Origin of the sequence: Nocardiopsis sp. NPDC049922, assembly GCF_040660275.1 — a bacterium.
Taxonomy (GTDB): domain Bacteria; phylum Actinomycetota; class Actinomycetes; order Streptosporangiales; family Streptosporangiaceae; genus Nocardiopsis.
Genome location: NZ_JBFAME010000001.1, coordinates 259,387 through 277,122 on the forward strand (window position 1 = coordinate 259,387; position 17,736 = coordinate 277,122).

General features: G+C 71.2%; 18 protein-coding genes and 1 pseudogene. 11 read left to right on the forward strand and 8 right to left on the reverse strand.

Features of this window, described 5'->3' with window-relative positions:
• Positions 1-10: 10 nt before the first annotated feature.
• Positions 11-1,882 (reverse strand): serine/threonine-protein kinase, encoded by a 1,872-nt coding sequence (locus tag AB0I72_RS01300; RefSeq protein WP_358561355.1) that lies wholly within the window; start codon positions 1,880-1,882, stop codon positions 11-13.
• A gap of 19 nt (positions 1,883-1,901) precedes the next feature.
• Positions 1,902-3,680: a serine/threonine-protein kinase gene (locus tag AB0I72_RS01305; RefSeq protein WP_358561358.1), complete on the reverse strand. Its 1,779-nt coding sequence runs from the start codon at positions 3,678-3,680 to the stop codon at positions 1,902-1,904.
• Between the two features lie 220 nt (positions 3,681-3,900).
• Between AB0I72_RS01305 and AB0I72_RS01310 the strand changes: the two genes are divergently transcribed.
• The 5 genes from AB0I72_RS01310 to AB0I72_RS01330 all read left to right on the forward strand — a co-directional run bounded on the left by AB0I72_RS01310 (position 3,901) and on the right by AB0I72_RS01330 (position 6,885).
• The gene (locus AB0I72_RS01310; protein ID WP_358561361.1) at positions 3,901-4,275 is read left to right on the forward strand and encodes a DUF3054 domain-containing protein; all 375 of its coding nucleotides are present in this window, start codon (positions 3,901-3,903) and stop codon (positions 4,273-4,275) included.
• Positions 4,276-4,323: 48 nt separating this feature from the next.
• The gene (locus AB0I72_RS01315) at positions 4,324-4,713 is read left to right on the forward strand and encodes a hypothetical protein (RefSeq protein WP_358561364.1); all 390 of its coding nucleotides are present in this window, start codon (positions 4,324-4,326) and stop codon (positions 4,711-4,713) included.
• A gap of 21 nt (positions 4,714-4,734) precedes the next feature.
• Positions 4,735-5,409 carry an RNA methyltransferase gene (locus AB0I72_RS01320; protein ID WP_358561367.1) on the forward strand — a complete coding sequence of 225 codons (675 nt, stop codon included), beginning with the start codon at positions 4,735-4,737 and terminating at the stop codon, positions 5,407-5,409.
• A 92-nt stretch (positions 5,410-5,501) separates the two neighbouring features.
• Positions 5,502-6,137 (forward strand): GNAT family N-acetyltransferase, encoded by a 636-nt coding sequence (locus AB0I72_RS01325; protein ID WP_358561370.1) that lies wholly within the window; start codon positions 5,502-5,504, stop codon positions 6,135-6,137.
• 103 nt (positions 6,138-6,240) lie between these two features.
• Positions 6,241-6,885 carry a GNAT family N-acetyltransferase gene (locus tag AB0I72_RS01330; RefSeq protein ID WP_358561373.1) on the forward strand — a complete coding sequence of 215 codons (645 nt, stop codon included), beginning with the start codon at positions 6,241-6,243 and terminating at the stop codon, positions 6,883-6,885.
• On the opposite strand, the gene AB0I72_RS01335 is transcribed toward AB0I72_RS01330, so the two are convergent.
• Positions 6,855-7,478, reverse strand: coding sequence for a TetR/AcrR family transcriptional regulator (locus AB0I72_RS01335; protein ID WP_358561376.1), 624 nt, complete (start codon positions 7,476-7,478; stop codon positions 6,855-6,857). The genes AB0I72_RS01330 and AB0I72_RS01335 overlap by 31 nt on opposite strands.
• A 90-nt stretch (positions 7,479-7,568) precedes the next feature.
• On the opposite strand from AB0I72_RS01335, the pseudogene AB0I72_RS01340 reads away from it, so the two are divergent.
• Positions 7,569-7,678: pseudogene (locus AB0I72_RS01340) on the forward strand (FAD-dependent monooxygenase); the annotation flags it as partial.
• Positions 7,679-7,714: 36 nt separating this feature from the next.
• Positions 7,715-7,789, forward strand: coding sequence for a hypothetical protein (locus tag AB0I72_RS01345; protein ID WP_358562780.1), 75 nt, complete (start codon positions 7,715-7,717; stop codon positions 7,787-7,789).
• Between the two features lie 79 nt (positions 7,790-7,868).
• Here AB0I72_RS01345 and AB0I72_RS01350 read toward each other — a convergent pair whose 3' ends face one another.
• Genes AB0I72_RS01350 through AB0I72_RS01360 form a run of 3 tightly spaced genes read right to left on the reverse strand, consistent with a single transcriptional unit; the run spans position 7,869 to position 11,213 of the window.
• On the reverse strand, positions 7,869-8,615 hold the full coding sequence (locus AB0I72_RS01350) for a succinate dehydrogenase/fumarate reductase iron-sulfur subunit (protein WP_358561379.1): 747 nt from the start codon (positions 8,613-8,615) through the stop codon (positions 7,869-7,871).
• Entirely contained in the window at positions 8,612-10,558 is a 1,947-nt protein-coding gene (locus tag AB0I72_RS01355) for a fumarate reductase/succinate dehydrogenase flavoprotein subunit (RefSeq protein ID WP_358561382.1), read from the reverse strand. Before AB0I72_RS01355 ends, AB0I72_RS01350 begins: the two co-directional genes overlap by 4 nt.
• Positions 10,551-11,213, reverse strand: a complete 663-nt coding sequence (locus tag AB0I72_RS01360) for a succinate dehydrogenase cytochrome b subunit (RefSeq protein ID WP_358562782.1) — start codon at positions 11,211-11,213, stop codon at positions 10,551-10,553. Before AB0I72_RS01360 ends, AB0I72_RS01355 begins: the two co-directional genes overlap by 8 nt.
• Before the next feature lie 131 nt (positions 11,214-11,344).
• Here AB0I72_RS01360 and AB0I72_RS01365 point away from each other — a divergent pair, with 131 nt between their 5' ends.
• The 4 genes from AB0I72_RS01365 (at position 11,345) to AB0I72_RS01380 (ending at position 16,408) form a co-directional block, all read left to right on the forward strand.
• Positions 11,345-12,340, forward strand: a complete 996-nt coding sequence (locus AB0I72_RS01365; RefSeq protein WP_358561385.1) for a LysR substrate-binding domain-containing protein — start codon at positions 11,345-11,347, stop codon at positions 12,338-12,340.
• A gap of 428 nt (positions 12,341-12,768) precedes the next feature.
• Positions 12,769-13,581 carry a hypothetical protein gene (locus AB0I72_RS01370; protein WP_358561387.1) on the forward strand — a complete coding sequence of 271 codons (813 nt, stop codon included), beginning with the start codon at positions 12,769-12,771 and terminating at the stop codon, positions 13,579-13,581.
• Positions 13,582-13,607: 26 nt separating this feature from the next.
• Positions 13,608-15,578 carry a fumarate reductase/succinate dehydrogenase flavoprotein subunit gene (locus tag AB0I72_RS01375; RefSeq protein WP_358561390.1) on the forward strand — a complete coding sequence of 657 codons (1,971 nt, stop codon included), beginning with the start codon at positions 13,608-13,610 and terminating at the stop codon, positions 15,576-15,578.
• On the forward strand, positions 15,575-16,408 hold the full coding sequence (locus tag AB0I72_RS01380; RefSeq protein WP_358561392.1) for a succinate dehydrogenase/fumarate reductase iron-sulfur subunit: 834 nt from the start codon (positions 15,575-15,577) through the stop codon (positions 16,406-16,408). Before AB0I72_RS01375 ends, AB0I72_RS01380 begins: the two co-directional genes overlap by 4 nt.
• A gap of 72 nt (positions 16,409-16,480) precedes the next feature.
• Here AB0I72_RS01380 and AB0I72_RS01385 read toward each other — a convergent pair whose 3' ends face one another.
• Positions 16,481-17,131 carry a hypothetical protein gene (locus tag AB0I72_RS01385; protein WP_358561395.1) on the reverse strand — a complete coding sequence of 217 codons (651 nt, stop codon included), beginning with the start codon at positions 17,129-17,131 and terminating at the stop codon, positions 16,481-16,483.
• Positions 17,128-17,649, reverse strand: coding sequence for a hypothetical protein (locus AB0I72_RS01390; protein ID WP_358561398.1), 522 nt, complete (start codon positions 17,647-17,649; stop codon positions 17,128-17,130). Before AB0I72_RS01390 ends, AB0I72_RS01385 begins: the two co-directional genes overlap by 4 nt.
• Positions 17,650-17,736 lie beyond the last annotated feature (87 nt).

Genomic DNA, 17,736 nt, shown 5'->3' on the forward strand with positions numbered 1-17,736 from the left:
CGCCGGACGTTCAGAGGCCGCCGATGTCCGCGGTGTCCCGGCTCGGCGCGATCTCGGACTCGTCCGGGACCACGATGTCCATGGACTCGTTGAAGCTGAGGTAGGTGCCGGTCATGGTGCGGGCGTCCGCCCCGGCCGCACCCGCCTGCTCGTAGTACAGCTGGAGGACCAGCGGATACCCGTCGTCGTCCAGCCACACGTCGAAGGTGTAGGAGAAGTCTCCGAACGAGGTCCCGTCGAACTCGTTCACGTACTCCCGGACGAAGGCCCCGGTGTACTGGTGCCCCATGACTCCCTGGACACGACCGAGGTCCGCCGCGTCCTCCAGGATCAGGTCCGAGTTCTCGGGAACCGCACCCTCGCCCAGGTACTCGACGTCCACGTCGTTGTCCGCGATCCACGCGAGCTCCTCCACCGGCTCCTCGCGGTCGAGGGGTTCGGTGTAGCCGGAGACCCCGTCGGGGTCACGGTAGTATCCCCCCTCCGCGTACTCCAACGCGATGGAGTCGTAGGGTCTGATGCGGTGGATGACGTCGTCCGGCCCGTCCCCGATCTCCAGCACCTCGCTCATCAAGGGCCCCTCCCAACCGGTGTGGAGGTACAGGGTGTGGGGGTCTTCTGCGTACCGGTAGCGGTCGGGGTAGGACCCCGGGGTACCCGTGGTGATGAGCTCGTAGTAGTCGAAACTGGAGGCCGCCCGCACCAGGTCGACCGCCTGGGCCAGCCTGGCCCGACCGTCCTCCACGGGCGCCGCCGAGGCGCTTCCCTCCTCGGTCCCCGTCGCCTGACCTCCCCGGTCCGCCGCCTGGCCGTTCGGCCCGGCACCGCCGTCGGGGAGATCGACCAGCCACACCGCCAGCAGCGCCGCCACGAGCACCACGGCCGTGACCGCGGTCGCGATGAGCGGCCGGTGCCGTGTGCGTCGGACGCGACGCGCCGCGGGAGCCTCGACGCCCCGCCACTCCGTCGCGATGAGACCGGGCACGACTCGGGTGGGCTCCTCCGAGGAGACGGGCTCGACGCGTGTGGCCGCCCATCCGCCCACGAGCTCCCTCAGTGCCTGCTCGGCCGTGGGGCGTCGCTCCGGGTCCCTGTCCATGGCCCGGCGCACCAGGTCGAGCAGTTCCGGCGGGAGCCCGGCCAGGTCGGGTTCCTCCTCCCGGGTGCGGTGGATCAGGACCTCCGCGTTCCCCGTTCCGTACGGGTTGCGCCCGGTGGCGGCGAAGGCGACCATCCCTCCCCAGGCGAACATGTCCGAGCGTGCCGTGGCGTCCTGGCCGAGGTACTGCTCCGGAGCCATCCACCCGGGGGTGCCGAGCAGGCCGCCCGTCTGTGTGAGCGCCGTGGCGTCGGCCGCCCGGGCGATGCCGAAGTCGAGCACCTTGGGCCCGTCCGGCGACAGGATCACGTTCCCGGGTTTGAGGTCCCGGTGCACGATGCCCGCGGCATGGATCGCGGTCAGGGCCTCCGCGAGTCCGACGGCGAACGCGAGCAGCGTTCCGCCCGCCAGGGGACCGTTGGCCCGAACGTGCTGGCGAAGGGTCCGACCCCGCACGTACTCGGTGGCCAACCAGGGGGTGTCCGCACGGACGTCGGCTCCGTGGAACGCCGCCGTACACGTCGCCCGGACCCTGGAGACCGACTCCACCTCACGCGCGAAACGGGCGAGGAACCGCGGATCGGCCGCGAACTGCGGATGGATCACCTTGACGGCGGCGCACCCACCGGACGGATCGACGCCCGCGTACACGGCGCCCATGCCACCGGCGCCGATCCTGCCCACGATGCGGTACTGCCCGATGCGATCCGGATCGCCCTTGGCGGGAGGATCGATGCCCGGGGGCAGGCGGTCGTGGTCGAAGGGGGGACCCTGTGTCGTCACGTGAGGCCTTTCGAGGAAGTCAGGGGGAGGTCGCCGGGGGACCGGACGCGGTGCAGCCGTCCTGGGGGACACCCGCGGCCGTGGCGACGTCGTAGGGCGTGACGTCGATCCGGAAGGGGGTCTGCCGGTTCTGCTCGTCCTGGGCCATTTCGTAGCAGACGCCGCCCGGGTGACCAGGATCGAGCTCGCCGTCGACCATCGCGCGCTCAGGAAGGTAGTACACGATTCCGGCGCGGGGGTACCCGAAGAACGTCACGGTCGTCTCCGTCGTGCGGTCGGCCGGACCAAGCTGGGCGACGACGCCCGCGCTGCCCGGCCGGTCGACGGCCGGGTACTCCTGTCCGTCGTCGTACCACCCGACGCGGGCGAAGTCGTTGGCGTGCAGCCGTACCTCCCCGAAGTCGGGCAGGTACTCCACCCGAACCGCGAACTCCAGGACCGGCGAGTCGAGCCCGACGTACTCCGCCCCCTCGAAGGTGATGCGCAGCTGCTCCAGCCGCCCCTCACCCGATCCGGAGGCGGGCACCAGGGAGCTGACCAGCTCCAGGTCCGACACCGGCTCCACCACCACACGACCGTTCTCGTACAGGTCGCGGTACTCCTCGGGGACGTCGGACGCCGAGACCGATTCCTGCCCGGTTCCCGCCTCCTGCACCGGCGCCCGCCCGCCCGAGTCGCCCACCCCACCGGAGGGCGCGCCCTCCCGGGCGAGCATCCCCGCCCCCGTGCCGACCAGCACCGCCAGAGCGGTGCCGACCGCACCGACCGCCAGCGGCACACGCCGCCGCGCCCACCACGAGCGCCTCGGCGGCGCGCACCGCCGCCACTCCTCCAGCGGGGCGTCCTCGATCCGGATCCCGGTCCACGCCTGCCGCAGCACCCGGGTCACGTCGACATCCCCGCCCCCGGCCACCGCGGTGACCGACTCGTCGGGGCTCAGCAGCGCGGACACCTCGCGCATCGCCGTGACCGCGTCGGGGCGGCGCTCGGGCTCCTTGTCCAGCGCCCGCTCCACGACTCCCCGCAGGCCGTCGGGCACCCCTTCCAGATCCGGCGGCTCCGACAGGATCCTGGCGGCCATCGTGTCGGAGGCTCCGGAACCGTGCGGGTGGCGGCCGGTTCCGGCGAACGCCACCAGCCCGCCCCACGCGAACATGTCGGAGCGCTCGCTCGCCGGAACCCCCCGGTACTGCTCCGGGGCGATCCACCCCGGGGTGCCGACCAGCCCTCCGGTCCGGGTCAGCGCGGTCTCCTCCGCAGCCCGCGCGATGCCGAAGTCCAGCACCCTGGGCCCGTCCGGCGACAGGATCACGTTCCCCGGCTTCAGGTCGCGGTGCATCACCCCGGCGGCGTGGATCGCGGTCAGAGCCTCCGCCAGCCCGACCGCCAGGGCGACCAGCACGCCCCCGGTCAGCGGCCCGTGCGTCCTGACGTGCTCGTGCAGGGTGGGTCCGGCGACGTACTCGGTGGCGAGCCAGGGCAGGTCGGCCCTGGGTGCGGCGTCGAGGAAGCGCGGCACGCAGGCGGCGCGGACCCGGCGCACGAGCGCGACCTCGCGCGCGAACCGTTCGCGAAACTCGGAGTCGGCGGCGTAGACGCGGTGTACGCACTTGACGGCGGCGCGCCGGTCGGCGTCGTCCAGCGCCGCGTACACCGACCCCATCCCGCCCGCGCCAATTCGTCCGACCACGCGGAACGGGCCGACCCGACGGGGTTCGTCGGCTGTGAGGGGCTCGATCCCGGCCGGGAGGGCGGGCGGTGGCGGGGCTGGCCGTCGGGGGGACGGAGGCGGGGGCATGCGGCGGCCGATCTGTCACTCGGGGCGGGTCGTACTGGGAGAGGGCACCGGACACCCCGGCGGCCTCCCCATCGGGGGGAGACGCGTGTGACGCACGCCAGGTTCACCTTACGACCTGGCTACGTCACCCATCGCACCCGTGGATCCGTCCCGGACGCGCCGACCCCTCGACCGCCCCACCCGCCGGGCGCCTGGCCGACGGCGGTCATAGCCTGGGGGTATGCGTTCCTTCGCCGTACCGCTCGCTCTCGCGGCCGATGTGGTCTGTGTGCTCGCCTTCGTCGTGATCGGCAAGGCCGACCACGAGACCGGGCTCGCCCCCACCGCCGTGGCCTGGACCGCGTGGCCGTTCCTGGCGGCCCTCGCCCTCGGGTGGCTGGTCACCCGGGCGTGGCGCGCGCCTGTCCGGATCTGGCCGACCGGGGTGTTCGTGTGGGCGGTGACCGTCGCCGGGGGCATGGTGTCGCGCCTGGCCACGGGCGAGGGGGCGCCGATCGGCTTCGTCGTGGTGACGTCCGTGTTCCTCGCCGTGGCCCTCCTCGGCTGGCGCGCGGTGGCCCTCGTCGTCGCGAAGAGGCGACAGCGCGCGGTCTGACGGGGAAGACTGAGGGTGACCGCACCCCCCTCCGGGAGGAGAGCCCCCATGCCCGACCCCGCCACCCTCGCCCTCGCCACGGCCGTCGCCACCGGCGCCGTGTCCAAGATCGCCGAGGTCGTCAGCCAGGCGACGATCGACGACTTCGCGTCCTTCCGCAAGGCCCTCTTCCGGTTCTTCCGGGGCGTCCCCGAGGCCCAGGAGGCGCTGGACGAGGCCCGTGTCGAGCCCGACGACGCGGACGCGATCGCCTCGGTCGCCGACCACATCGAACGCGCGGCCGCGGCCGACCCGGAGCTCCGACGCCTCGTCGACGCCCTGACCGTCGAGGTCGCCCAGGAGGGGGACGGCGCGGTGTACAACTCGATCCAGGGTGACGTCAGCGGCAACGCCAAGGTGATCCAGACCAGGGACATCCACGGGCCCGTCAACCTGTGACGGCTCCGTAAGCTGGAACGGATGAACGAACACGCCGCGCCCGCGACCGCCCCGACGCCCCCTCCCGCCCCCGGCGAGGACGAGGCGCGCGAGGTGGGCGTGGGCCCGTGGGTCGGCCCCTGGCCCGAGGACGACCGGTACGACCCCGACCTCCTGGCCGGGGGCGACCGCCGCAACGTCGTGGACCGCTACCGCTACTGGCGGCGCGAGGCGATCGTCGCCGACCTCGACGCCGTGCGGCACCCGTTCCACGTCGCCGTGGAGAACTGGTCGCACGACTTCAACATCGGGTCGGTCGTGCGCACCGCCAACGCCTTCGGGTGCGCCGCCGTGCACATCGTGGGCCGCCGCAGGTGGAACCGCCGGGGCGCCATGGTGACCGACCGCTACCAGCACGTCCACCACCACCCCGACACCGCGTCGCTCCTGGGGTGGGCGCGGGAGCGGGGGCTCCCGCTGGTCGGGATCGACAACCTGCCGGGCGCGGTCCCCCTGGAGACCCACCCGCTGCCGCGCGAGGTCGTGCTGGTGTTCGGCCAGGAGGGGCCGGGGCTGTCCGAGGAGGCCCGGAAGGTGTGCGAGGCGGTGCTGTCCATCGCCCAGTTCGGCTCGACGCGGTCGATCAACGCCGGTGCCGCGGCGGCCGTGGCCATGCACGCCTGGGTGCGGGCGCACGTGTTCGACCAGCAGGTGTGAGCCTGCCCACCACCGCCTCACCCCGGGTCACCGTGATAGTCCCGTGATCTAACATGTCGGGAACGCCCCTCGCCTAGCAGAGAGTCCCTGGGATGAGTTCGATCGTCACCGCCTCCGCCCGCCCCGCCACGATCGACGACGTGCCCGGTGTGGCACGTGTCCTGAGCAGGGCGCTGCACGAGGATCCGCTCTTCCGGTGGCTGTTCCCCGACGACGAGCAGCGCATGGCGCGCACCCGCAGGTTCTTCGCCGTGACGGCGGGCTTCGGCTACGTCCCGTCCGGGGACACCCGCGTCGCCACCGTCGCCGACGGACCGGGGGAGGCGTCCGTCGTCCGGGCGGTCGCGCTGTGGGCGCCGCCGTCGACCAACCCCGAGGGTCCGCTGGTGTCGCCGCGCACCTGGCCCCACTGGGCACCGCTGATCGGGCGGTCGCGGATGAGCGCCTTCGTCCGCGTGTTCGCGGAGTGGAGGATGGCCGCGCCCCAGGAGCCGCACCTGTACCTGGCGGGGCTGGGCGTCGACCCCGCGGTCGCGGGCGCCGGTCTGGCGCGGGAGCTGCTGACCTCCGGGCTGGCGCAGGCCGACGCCGCGTACACGCCCGTCTTCACGCAGACGCTCGATCCCGAGAGTGCGGCCTTCTACGAGCGGTTCGGCTTCACGGTGGTCCGCGAGGTCGAGCACCCCGGCATCGGGACCAGTCACTTCCTCCTGCACACCCCGTCCTGACGGCGAACTCCGGCGGGTTCGCGGGAACTCCCCACCCGTGATGTTTCCGTGATCTAGCATGAGCGGTGACCGAGGCCCCGCCACACGGGAAGAGGCAGTGCGCATGACCCCCACGGCCCCGGCGGACGCCGGCGTCCGCACCGCGACGATGGACGACGTTCCAGCCGTGGTGCGCGTTCTCAGCCGCGCGTTCCACACCGATCCGCTCTTTCGCTGGTTCTTCCCGAACGAGGACGAACGCCTGGCCGGGACCGCCCGCGCGTGCGCCCTGATCGCGGGGTTCGGACACGTGCCGAACGGGACCGCACGCGTGCACGAGTCGCGCGAGACCCCCGACGGGCCTCCGGTGATCCGCGGCGCGGCCCTGTGGACCCCTCCGGGGGAGCACGCGGAACGGCCGCTGGCCGTGGTGCGCGCCCTGCCGCACTGGGTGCGGCTGCTGGGGCCCTCGCGGCTGCGCCGGGTCGCCCGGTTCATGGGCGAGCTGCGGGACGCCGTGCCGGAGGAGCCGCACTGGTACCTGTCGATGCTGGGCACCGACCCGGTGGCGCGCGGAACCGGCGTCGGTGCGCGCCTGCTGCGCGAGGGACTGGCCCGGGCGGACGCCGACGCGGTCCCGGTCTACCTGGAGACGATGAACGCGGCCAACATCGGCTACTACGAGCGCCACGACTTCCGGGTGGTGCGCGCGGTCAACCAGCCGTCGGCGCCGCCGACCTATTGCATGCTGCGCCCCGCCGCGGTCTGAGCGCCGAGCGAGCCCGCCACCAGGTCCCGGGCGGCACGACCGTAGTCGTCGGCGGACAGGGCCGGATCCCAGGCGCGCTGGAGGATGTACCCCTGCACGACGCCGAGCAGCACGCGTGCCGTGGCCGTCGCGTCCACCCGCGCCGGGATCTCACCGCGGGCCTGGCCGAGCGCGACCCGTTCGCGCAGCTGGTCGAGCACTCCGTCGACCCCGGTGCGCATCGCGTCGCCCAGGGCGGTGTCGCGCAGGGCCTCCCCCCACGCCTGGACGGCCAGGCGCGTCCGGGAGTCGACGCGGTCCATCGCCTCGATGGTCGCGGGCAGCGCCCCGACGAGCTCCGGGAACGGCTTCCGCCGGGCGATGGAGTCCCGTACGACGCTCTGCACCGCGCCGATCGCGTCCATCGCGATCGCGACGATGATGTCGTCCTTGCTCCCGAAGTAGCGGTAGACCGCGCCCGGGGACAGCCCGGCCTCATCGATCACGTTCCGCATGGACGTGCGGTGGAAGCCCTCCCGCGCGAAGCACGCGGCGGCCGCGGTGAGGATGTGCTCCCGGCGTTCGGCCAGGTAGGCGTCGGAGACTCGTGGCATGCGCACATCGTAGAACGAACGACCGTTCTTGACAGACACGCCTCGACGAAGGATTCTTAAAAAGAACGAACATTCGTTTTTGAAGTGGCCATGATCGACGTCCTCATCGTGGGAGCGGGCCCGACCGGGCTCGCCCTCGCCACACGCCTCCACGACCTCGGTGTCCGCGTACGGATCATCGACAAGCACGACGGCGTCCTGGAGCTGACCAGGTCCGCCGCCTGCACACCCGCACCCTGGAGGCCCGCTGGCTGGCCGGGTGCGACGGATCCCGCAGCACGGTCCGCCGACTGGTCGCCCCAGGCGGGTAGCGGCCCAGGACACGCGACGGGGCCGCGCCCCCGGTGTTCACCGGAAGGAACGCGGCCCCGTGCGACGACGGACCCGGCGTCAGCCGATGCCCTTGCTGAGCGAGCCCAGCAGGTCGCGGTTGAGCTGGGAGATGGTGTCCAGCGGGATGCCCTTGGGGCAGACCGCGGCGCACTCACCGATGTTGGTGCAGCCGCCGAAGTCCTCCTCGTCGTGCTGGTTGACCATCTTCACCACGCGCGAGGCCCGCTCGGGCTGCCCCTGCGGGAGCATGCCCAGGTGGGTGACCTTCGCGGCGGTGAACAGCATGCCGGAGGCGTTCGGACAGGCCGCCACGCACGCGCCGCAGCCGATGCAGGTCGCGGCGTCGAACGCGCGGTCGGCGTCCGGCTTCGGGATCGGGTTGGCGTGGGCGTCCGGGGCGGTACCGGTCGGGGCGCTGATGTAGCCGCCCGCCTGGATGATCCGGTCGAACGCGCCCCGGTCCACGACCAGGTCCTTGACCACCGGGAACGCCTTGGCGCGCCACGGCTCCACGGTGATGGTGTCGCCGTCCTTGAAGCTGCGCATGTGCAGCTGGCAGGTGGTGGTGACCTCCGGACCGTGCGCCTCGCCGTCGATCACGACACCGCAGGCGCCGCAGATGCCCTCACGGCAGTCGTGGTCGAAGGCGATCGGGTCCTCGTCCTGGAGCGTGAGCTTCTCGTTGAGGACGTCGAGCATCTCGAGGAAGGACATGTCCGGGGAGACGTCCGAGAGCTCGTAGTTGACCATCCGGCCCTCGTCGCCCGGGCCCTTCTGGCGCCATACGCGCAGGGTGATGTTCACTTGTAGCTCCGCTGCTTCATCTCGACGTACTCGTACTCCAGGGCTTCCTTGTGGAGCACGGGCTTCTCGTTCTCGCCACCGAACTCCCAGGCCGCGACGTAGGCGAACTCGTCGTCGTGGCGCAGCGCCTCGCCGTCCTCGGTCTGGCTCTCGGAGCGGAAGTGGCCGCCGCAGGACTCGCGGCGGTGCAGGGCGTCGACGCACATGAGCTCGCCGAGCTCCAGGAAGTCGGCCACCCGGCCGGCCTTCTCCAGGGCCTGGTTGAGCTCGTCGTTGGTACCGAGCACCTTGACGTCGCGCCAGAACTCGGCGCGCAGCTCGCGGATGCGCTCGATGGCCTTGGTCAGGCCCTCCTCGTTGCGCTCCATGCCGCAGTAGTCCCACATGATGTGGCCGAGTTCCTTGTGGAAGGAGTCCACGGTGCGGGAGCCGTTGATGGAGAGCAGCGTCTCGATCCGGGAGGTGACCTGCTCCTTGGCGGCGGCCGCCTCGGGGTGGCTCTCGTCGATCGTCTCGAACGGACCGTCCGCCAGGTAGTCGTTGATGGTGTTCGGCAGGACGAAGTAGCCGTCCGCCAGACCCTGCATCAGCGCGCTGGCGCCCAGGCGGTTGGCGCCGTGGTCGGAGAAGTTGGCCTCACCGGTCACGAACAGGCCCGGGATGGAGCTCTGGAGGTCGTAGTCGACCCACAGGCCGCCCATGGTGTAGTGCACGGCCGGGTAGATGCGCATCGGAACCTCGTACGGGTTCTCGCCGGTGATGCGCTGGTACATGTCGAACAGGTTGCCGTACTTGGCCTCGACGGCGGCCCGCCCCATGCGCTTGATCGCGTCCGCGAAGTCCAGGTAGACGCCCAGACCGCCGGGGCCGACGCCGCGACCCTCGTCGCAGACGTTCTTGGCGGCACGGGAGGCGATGTCACGCGGCACCAGGTTGCCGAAGGACGGGTAGATGCGCTCCAGGTAGTAGTCGCGCTCGTCCTCGGGGATCTGGCGCGGGTCGCGGTCGTCACCCGTCTTCTTGGGCACCCAGATGCGGCCGTCGTTGCGCAGCGACTCGCTCATCAGGGTCAGCTTGGACTGGTACTCGCCGCTGACCGGGATGCAGGTCGGGTGGATCTGCGTGTAGCACGGGTTGGCGAAGAGCGCGCCCTTGCGGTGCGCGCGCCAGGCGGCCGTGACGTTGCAGCCCATGGCGTTGGTCGACAGGAAGAACACGTTGCCGTAGCCGCCGGTGGCCAGGACCACGGCGTCGGCGAAGTGCGTCTCGATCTCGCCGGTGACCATGTCGCGGGCGATGATGCCGCGCGCCTTGCCGTCCACGACGATGACCTCGAGCATCTCGTGGCGGGTGTTCATCTTGACGGTGCCCGCCGCGACCTGGCGCTCCAGCGCCTGGTAGGCGCCGATCAGCAGCTGCTGACCCGTCTGGCCGCGCGCGTAGAAGGTGCGGGAGACCTGCACGCCGCCGAAGGAGCGGTTGTCGAGGAGGCCGCCGTACTCACGGGCGAAGGGCACGCCCTGGGCGACGCACTGGTCGATGATCTCGACCGACGTCTGGGCCAGGCGGTAGACGTTCGACTCGCGGGAGCGGAAGTCGCCGCCCTTGACGGTGTCGTAGAACAGCCGGTGGATGCTGTCGCCGTCGTTGCGGTAGTTCTTGGCCGCGTTGATGCCGCCCTGTGCCGCGATGCTGTGCGCGCGGCGCGGGCTGTCCTGGTAGCAGAAGGACGTGACGTTGTAGCCCGCCTCGCCCAGGGTCGCGGCGGCCGAGGCCCCGGCCAGACCGGTGCCGACGATGATGACCGAGAGCTTGCGCCGGTTCGCGGGGTTGACCAGCTTGGCCGAGAAACGGCGCTTGTCCCAGCGCTCGTTGATCGGGCCCTCGGGCGCCTTCTCGTCCCTGATCGGGGCGCCCTCGATGTACAGGTCGTTGTCAGACATTGCTCACCAGTCCAAAGGTGACCGCCAGGGGCGGGAGAAGGAAGCCGACGGTCACGACCAGCGCGATGGCCACGGCGACGACGTTGATCTTGCCCTGTCGGTCGGCCTTGTTGGCGCCGAGCGTCGCCGCGCCGCTCCAGATGCCGTGCCGCAGGTGGAAGCCGGCCGCGATGACCGCCGCCACGTAGAACAGGGTCACGTACCAGTACGCGGGCTGGAAGCCGTTGACGAGCCGCTCGTAGGGGCTGTCGGAGGCGCCGCCCGGCGCGATGACGTTCACCGTCAGGTGCAGGATGTGGAAGATCACGAAGAGCGCGATCAGGACTCCGCCCCAGCGCATGGTGTAGGACGCGTAGGTGCGCTGCACGCGCTTCGTCACCTGGTAGCGGCTGACGCCGCCGCGCGCGCGGTTGTCGCGCCGCGTGAGGACCACGGCGCAGTAGATGTGAATGAGGACGGCCGTCAGGAGGACGACCCGCGCGATCCACAGGAAGCCCTCATGCGGCAGGAGCGGATAGCCGAGGTCGCGGAGCCCCTCGGCGTAGCCGTCGAAGGCCTCCTGGCCCAGGAAGACTTTGAGGTTGCCGTACATGTGCGCGATCAAATACAGCACGAGGATCGCACCGGTGACCGCCATCGCTGCCTTGAGCGCCACCGTGGACCCGTAGGCCGTAGACCGCTTCTTGGTCAAGGTACTGTTCGCCACAGCCTGTCACTTTAAAATCGAGATAAGTCTGACGTCCAAGTCATCAGGACCCTGGTGTCCATAGCTCTAGGCTATGGAGCATGCAGTTCCAACAGCTCGCCTACTTCGTCGCCGTGGCCCGCACACGCCATTTCACCCGCGCAGCCGAGCTTTCGCGCGTCGCCCAGCCGAGCTTGAGCAAACAGATCCGCAGCCTTGAGAGGGAGTTGGGAGCGCCGTTATTCAGTCGTGCCAGGGGAAACATCACACTCACACCGGCGGGTGAGGCGCTCCTGCCGCTGGCGCAGCGGATGCTGACCGACCTGGAGACGGCCCGCCGCGAGGTGGCGGAGCTGGCCGGCGTCCGCAGGGGCCGGGTGCGCCTGGGCGCGACCCCGTCGCTGTGCGCGGGACTGCTGGCCGACGTGCTCGCGGACTTCCATACCCGCTTCCCCGGCATCGAACTCCAGGTGGAGGAGAGCGGTTCGCGCGACCTCGTCCGCGACCTGGGCCGCGGCGAGCTGGATCTGGCGCTGATCATCCTCCCGCTCCAGAGCAGCGACCCGGACTTCGCCACCACGCCGATCCTGCGGGAGAACCTGGTGGTGGCCAGCCCGATGGCGCAGCCCTCGCCGAACGGGCGCGCCTCGATCCGCATCACCGAACTGGAGGGCCGCCCCCTGGTCATGTTCCGGCGCGGGTACGACGTGCGCGAGGCGACGCTGCGCGCGTGCCGGGCCGCCGGGTTCGACCCCGAGCTGGCCGTGGAGGGCGGGGAGATGGACGCCGTCCTCCGGTTCGTGGAGGCGGGCCTCGGCCTGGCGGTGGTGCCGAGCATGGTGCTGCGCAACCGCCCCGGGCTGCGCGGGACCCCGCTCGCCCGCCCCCGGCTGCTGCGGACGGTGGCGCTGGCGCACCGCAAGGACGTGGAGCCGTCGCACTCGGCGGACGCCTTCCGCCGCCACCTCAACCGGTACCTGCTGGCCCTGACCCCGGAGGAACTGGGTCCGGACCTGGAGGTGCTGATCTCGGCCACGGACGCGGGGACGGCCGACGGAGCGAACGACACGGGCGGCGCGGGCACGGGCGGCGCGTAGACGGGTATCGGGGGCGGCGCGGATGCGGCGACCCGGGCGCGAAGACGGTCGCCGGGGGCACGAGGGCGAACGGAGGGCCCCGGGATCCAGCACAGCGCGAACCAGGAAAAAGGGCGGAAAGCAGCAGCTTCCCCACAATTCACCCCTTTACCACAAAGGGTGAAAGTTCCGAAAACACCATTTGCGGCGAATCACCACAAATTCTGACAAAACAACTCCCAGGAGTGGCGTATTTCACACACGTCCATCCCGTGTTTCTTGGCCACTGGAACGTGACCGTGATCACAGCGCCCTAACGTTGCGTTGCAGCACGGCTTCGCCACTGCTTCTCCCCAGCCGTCCAGCACGCACGGAGAGCGGCCGCGGCCACGGGGAGCGTTGGCCCACCCGCGGGCCGAGGGCCCCTCCACAGAGAGGTGGAGACCACGGTGACCTCGACAGAAAGAGCGCGTCCGAGCAGCGGCCGGGTGCGCATCGCCCAGCGCACACTGCGCACCGACCGATGGTGGCTCGGCCCGACCCTCACCACACTGGGCCTGGCCGCCTTTCTCGTCTACGGCACGGTCCGCGTGCTCCAACAAGACCACTACTGGGTCCAGGAACACCACTACCTGACCCCGTTCTACTCGCCCTGCCTGGCGCAGCAGTGCGCGCCGGACGCGGCCCTGTTCGGGCGGCTCCCGGTGGAGTTCCCGCCCCTCATCCCCTACGCCCTGATCAGCCTGCCGATCCTGCTGCTGTTCCGGGTGACCTGCTACTACTACCGCAAGGCCTACTACCGGTCGGTCTGGCAGGCGCCCACCGCCTGCGCCGTGCGCGAGCCGCACCGCTCCTACACCGGCGAGACCCGGCCGCTCATGCTCCCCCAGAACGGCCACCGCTACTTCTTCTACGCCGCCTTCGCCATCACGGCCGTCAACACCTGGGACATGGCGATCGCCTTCTTCCACGGCACCGACGGCGGGTTCGGGATCGGCGTCGGCAACCTGGTCATGCTCGTCAACGTGCTCATGCTCTGGGGGTACACGCTCAGCTGCCACTCCTGCCGCCACGTCTTCGGCGGTCGCCTGCGCAGCTTCGGCACCCGACCCGTCCAGTACTGGGTGTGGACGCGGCTGTCCACGCTCAACAACCGGCACATGTACTTCGGCTGGTTCAGCATCGCCACCCTCATGACCACGGACGCCTACATCGCCCTCCTGGCCAGCGGCGCCATCACCGACCTGCGGATCCTCAACTGAGCCCCGGGGAAGGAAGACACCCGTACATGCCCTCCACAGCAGAACCCGACATCACCCGGTACGCCTACGACGTCGTGGTGATCGGCGCGGGCGGAGCCGGTCTCCGCGCGGCGATCGAAGCGCGCGAACAGGGAAAACGCACGGCCGTCATCTCCAAGTCGCTGTTCGGCAAGGCGCACACCGTGATGGCCGAGGGCGGCGCCGCGGCCGCGCTCGGCAACGTCAACCCCGACGACGGATGGCGGGTGCACTTCCGCGACACCCTCCGCGGCGGCAAGTTCCTCAACGACCCGCGCATGGCCGAACTCCACGCCCGCGAGGCGCCCGAACGCATCCTGGAACTGGAGTACTGGGGCGCGCTGTTCGACCGCACCGAGGACGGTCGGATCAGCCAGCGCAACTTCGGCGGGCACGAGTACCCCCGCCTCGCCCACGTCGGCGACCGCACCGGCCTGGAGATGATCCGCACCCTCCAGCAGCGGGTGGTGGCGCTCCAACAGGCCGACGCCGCCGAGTTCGGCGATCCGGAGGCCCGCCTCCGGGTGTTCGCCGAGACCGCCGTCACCCGGCTGCTCACCGAGGAGACCTCCGACGGCCGACTCGGTCGGGTCCTCGGCGCGTTCGGATACCGGCGCGTGGACGGCGGCTTCGTGCTCTTCGAGGCGCCGACGGTCATCCTGGCCACCGGCGGCATCGGCAAGGCGTTCCGGACCACGTCCAACTCCTGGGAGTACACCGGCGACGGCCACGCGCTCGCCCTGCGCGCCGGGGCCTGCCTCATCAACATGGAGTTCGTCCAGTTCCACCCGACCGGGATGGTCTGGCCGCCGTCGGTCAAGGGCATCCTCGTCACCGAGTCGGTGCGCGGCGACGGCGGGGTCCTGCGCAACTCCGAGGGCACGCGGTTCATGTTCGACTACGTGCCCGACGTGTTCCGGTCCCAGTACGCCGAGACCGAGGAGGAGGCCGACGGCTGGTACACCGACCCCTCCGGACACCGCAGACCGCCCGAGCTGCTGCCCCGCGACGAGGTGGCGCGCGCGATCAACAACGAGGTCAAGGAGGGGCGGGGGTCCCCGCACGGCGGGGTGTTCCTGGACGTGTCCTCGCGACTGCCCGCCGAGGAGATCCGCCGACGGCTGCCGTCCATGCACCACCAGTTCAAGGAGCTGGCGGACGTGGACATCACCGCCGAACCGATGGAGGTCGGCCCCACCTGCCACTACGTCATGGGCGGGGTACGCGTGGACGCCGACACCGCCGCCTCCGACGTGCCCGGGCTGTTCGCGGCGGGCGAGGTCGCGGGCGGGATGCACGGGTCCAACCGGCTGGGCGGCAACTCCCTGTCCGACCTGCTCGTCTTCGGGCGGCGGGCCGGGCTCGGGGCGAGTGCCTACCTCGACTCCCTCGACGGCTCCGAGCCGCCGCGCGCCGCCGTGGACCGCGCGGTCGGACAGGCGGTCGCCGAGGCGCTGTACCCGCTCAAGCAGGGGGACGGCGTCAACCCCTACGACGTGCACGGCGAGCTCCAGGACACGATGAACGACCTGGTCGGCATCATCCGGCGCGGTCCCGAGATGGAGCGGGCACTGGAGCGCCTGGACGCCCTGGAGGAACGGTCGCGGCTGCTGAGCGCCCCCGGTGACCGGGTGTACAACCCGGGCTGGCACCTGGCCCTCGCACTGCCGAACATGATCCTGGTGTCCCGGGCGATCACCGCCGCCGCGCTCGAACGGACCGAGTCGCGCGGCGGGCACACCCGCGACGACCATCCGGAGATGTCACCCGAGTGGCGGCGGGTCAACCTGGAGGTCAGGGCCGACCGCGACGACGGCGTGACGCTGTCGCGGCGGCCGGTCGCCGACGTCCCGCGCGAGCTGCTGGACCTGTTCGACCGCGACGAGCTGGCCAAGTACCTGACCAAGGAGGAGCTGCCCGAGGACCCCGAGCCGGGCGGCGCGGCGGAGGACACGGCGGTCGAGGAGGGCCGGTCATGAGCGAGCGTACGTTCCGGGTGTGGCGCGGTTCCGGCGACGAGGGCCGACTGACGGAGTACACGGTGGAGGTCCACGAGGGCGAGGTCGTGCTCGACGTGCTGCACCGCCTCCAGGCCACGGAGGTGCCCGACCTCGCGGTGCGATGGAACTGCAAGGCGGGCAAGTGCGGGTCGTGCTCGGTGGAGATCAACGGCAGACCCCGACTGTCGTGCATGACGCGGATGAGCGTGTTCGAGCCCGACGAGGTCGTGACCGTGACGCCGATGCGCACGTTCCCCGTGGTGCGGGACCTGGTGTGCGACGTGGGGTTCAACTACCGGAAGGCGATGGAGATCCCCTCCTTCGCCCCCGATCCCGCCACCGGCCCCGGTGACTTCCGGATGGCTCAGGTGGACGTGGAGCGGTCGCAGGAGTTCCGTAAGTGCATCGAGTGCTTCCTGTGCAACAACGTGTGCCACGTGATCCGTGACCACGAGGAGAACATGGAGCACTTCTCGGGGCCGCGGTTCCTCATGCGCGTCGCCGAGTTGGAGATGCACCCGGAGGACACCGCCGACCGGCGCAGGATCGCGCAGGACGACTTCGGGATGGGGTACTGCAACATCACCAAGTGCTGCACGGAGGTGTGCCCGGAGGGCATCCACATCACCGACAACGCGCTGATCCCGCTCAAGGAGCGCGTGGTGGACCGCAAGTACGACCCGCTCGTCTGGCTGGGGTCGAAGATCGGCGTACGTCCCAAGGACACCCCGATCGTGCCGAACATCCGGCGTCCCGCCACCGGCCCCGAGGACACCGGCTCCGGGACACCGACCGACCCGGCGACGTGAGGCCCGCCCGCTGACGGCCGTCGCCGAGCCGGTCCCCTCCCCGCCCCGCGGTTCCGGGAGGGGACCGGCGGGTCACCCCCGGTGGCGGAACGGGGCACCGGGCACGTCCGATGCCCATCCCCGGACCCCGGCCTCGTGGATCGCCGCGGCCACCTGCCCGGGGGTGATCGGCAGCCCCGGGCCGGCCAGCAGGGTCACCACCAGGAGGCGTCCCCGGCAGTCGGCCCGTTCCACCACGACCGCGCCATCCTGGAGCCAGTAGTCGAGGCTCCTCGTGACTCGCCACCGGTAGGCGACGCCGTCCACCGTGATCCGCCGGGTGCCCTTGCGCGGCATGGTCATCGCGTGTCCCCTCTCGGCTGTCCTCCGACGGCTGGCGACACTACGCAGCGGTGCCTGGCCCGCGCCACAGTTTTTCCGGACCGGCCCGTGGGGGGCGCCGCCGCCCGAGTCGCTGAACCGCATCGGCACGGTGGCCTCGTCCGACAGGCACAGGCCCCGGATGACCTCGCCGTACCGTCGGTCGGGGTCGGTGTACTCGGCGCAGTCGGCGTGCGGCTCGCTGGCGCAGAGCTGGAGGGTGTCGACCAGGTCGGGGGCGAATCCGGCCAGGTCGCGGGCGAGGTCGACCCGGACCTGGGCGAGTCCGGAGAGTTCCCCCCGATAGCCGCGGGGCTCCCAGAACACGAGGGACCGGGGCTGTTTCATCACGGTGGTGTTCACGCGACCACCTCGCTGCGCAGGCGCTGCCAGGTGCGCACCAGGTGCGCGAGTTCGTCGAACTCACCGGCCATCCGTGTCATCGGGGCCGCGAGCAGGTCGCTGTCCGGGGTCGGGCGCGGGGCGGGGACCCGCGGGGCGGCGTGCCTGGGCGTGTAGGCGCTCGCGCGTGTGGTGGTGGGTGCGACGGCGATGGTCGGCCGGGTGGTGCGGGCGCGCAGACGGCGGGCGGGGTGGGCCTGGGCGTAGGCGAGTTCCCGGTCGAAGGCCACGTAGTAGGGGCGCACGAGCGCGACCTTGTCGGCGGGCACGTGCTCGGTGGGCGGGGCGAGGCGGGGTCCGGAAACAGTCGGTTCCGGCACCGCGGGCAGCGCGCTGACCTGCTCGGGAGTCGGAAGCGGGGCGTAGCGGCGGACGCGGGTGGAGCGGTGGCGGGCCGAGTGGCGGCCGCACGCGGGGGCGAGGAGGGTCTTGAGGGTCTCCAGGGCAGACCTGAGGACCGCACGGCTAAACTGAGCCATGTCGGCAATCCTTTGCTTAAAGATCGTGAGTTGCTGACCACGACCCCGGGCGCTTGCTAGCGTCGCGGGGTCTTCGTCGTATGGAGT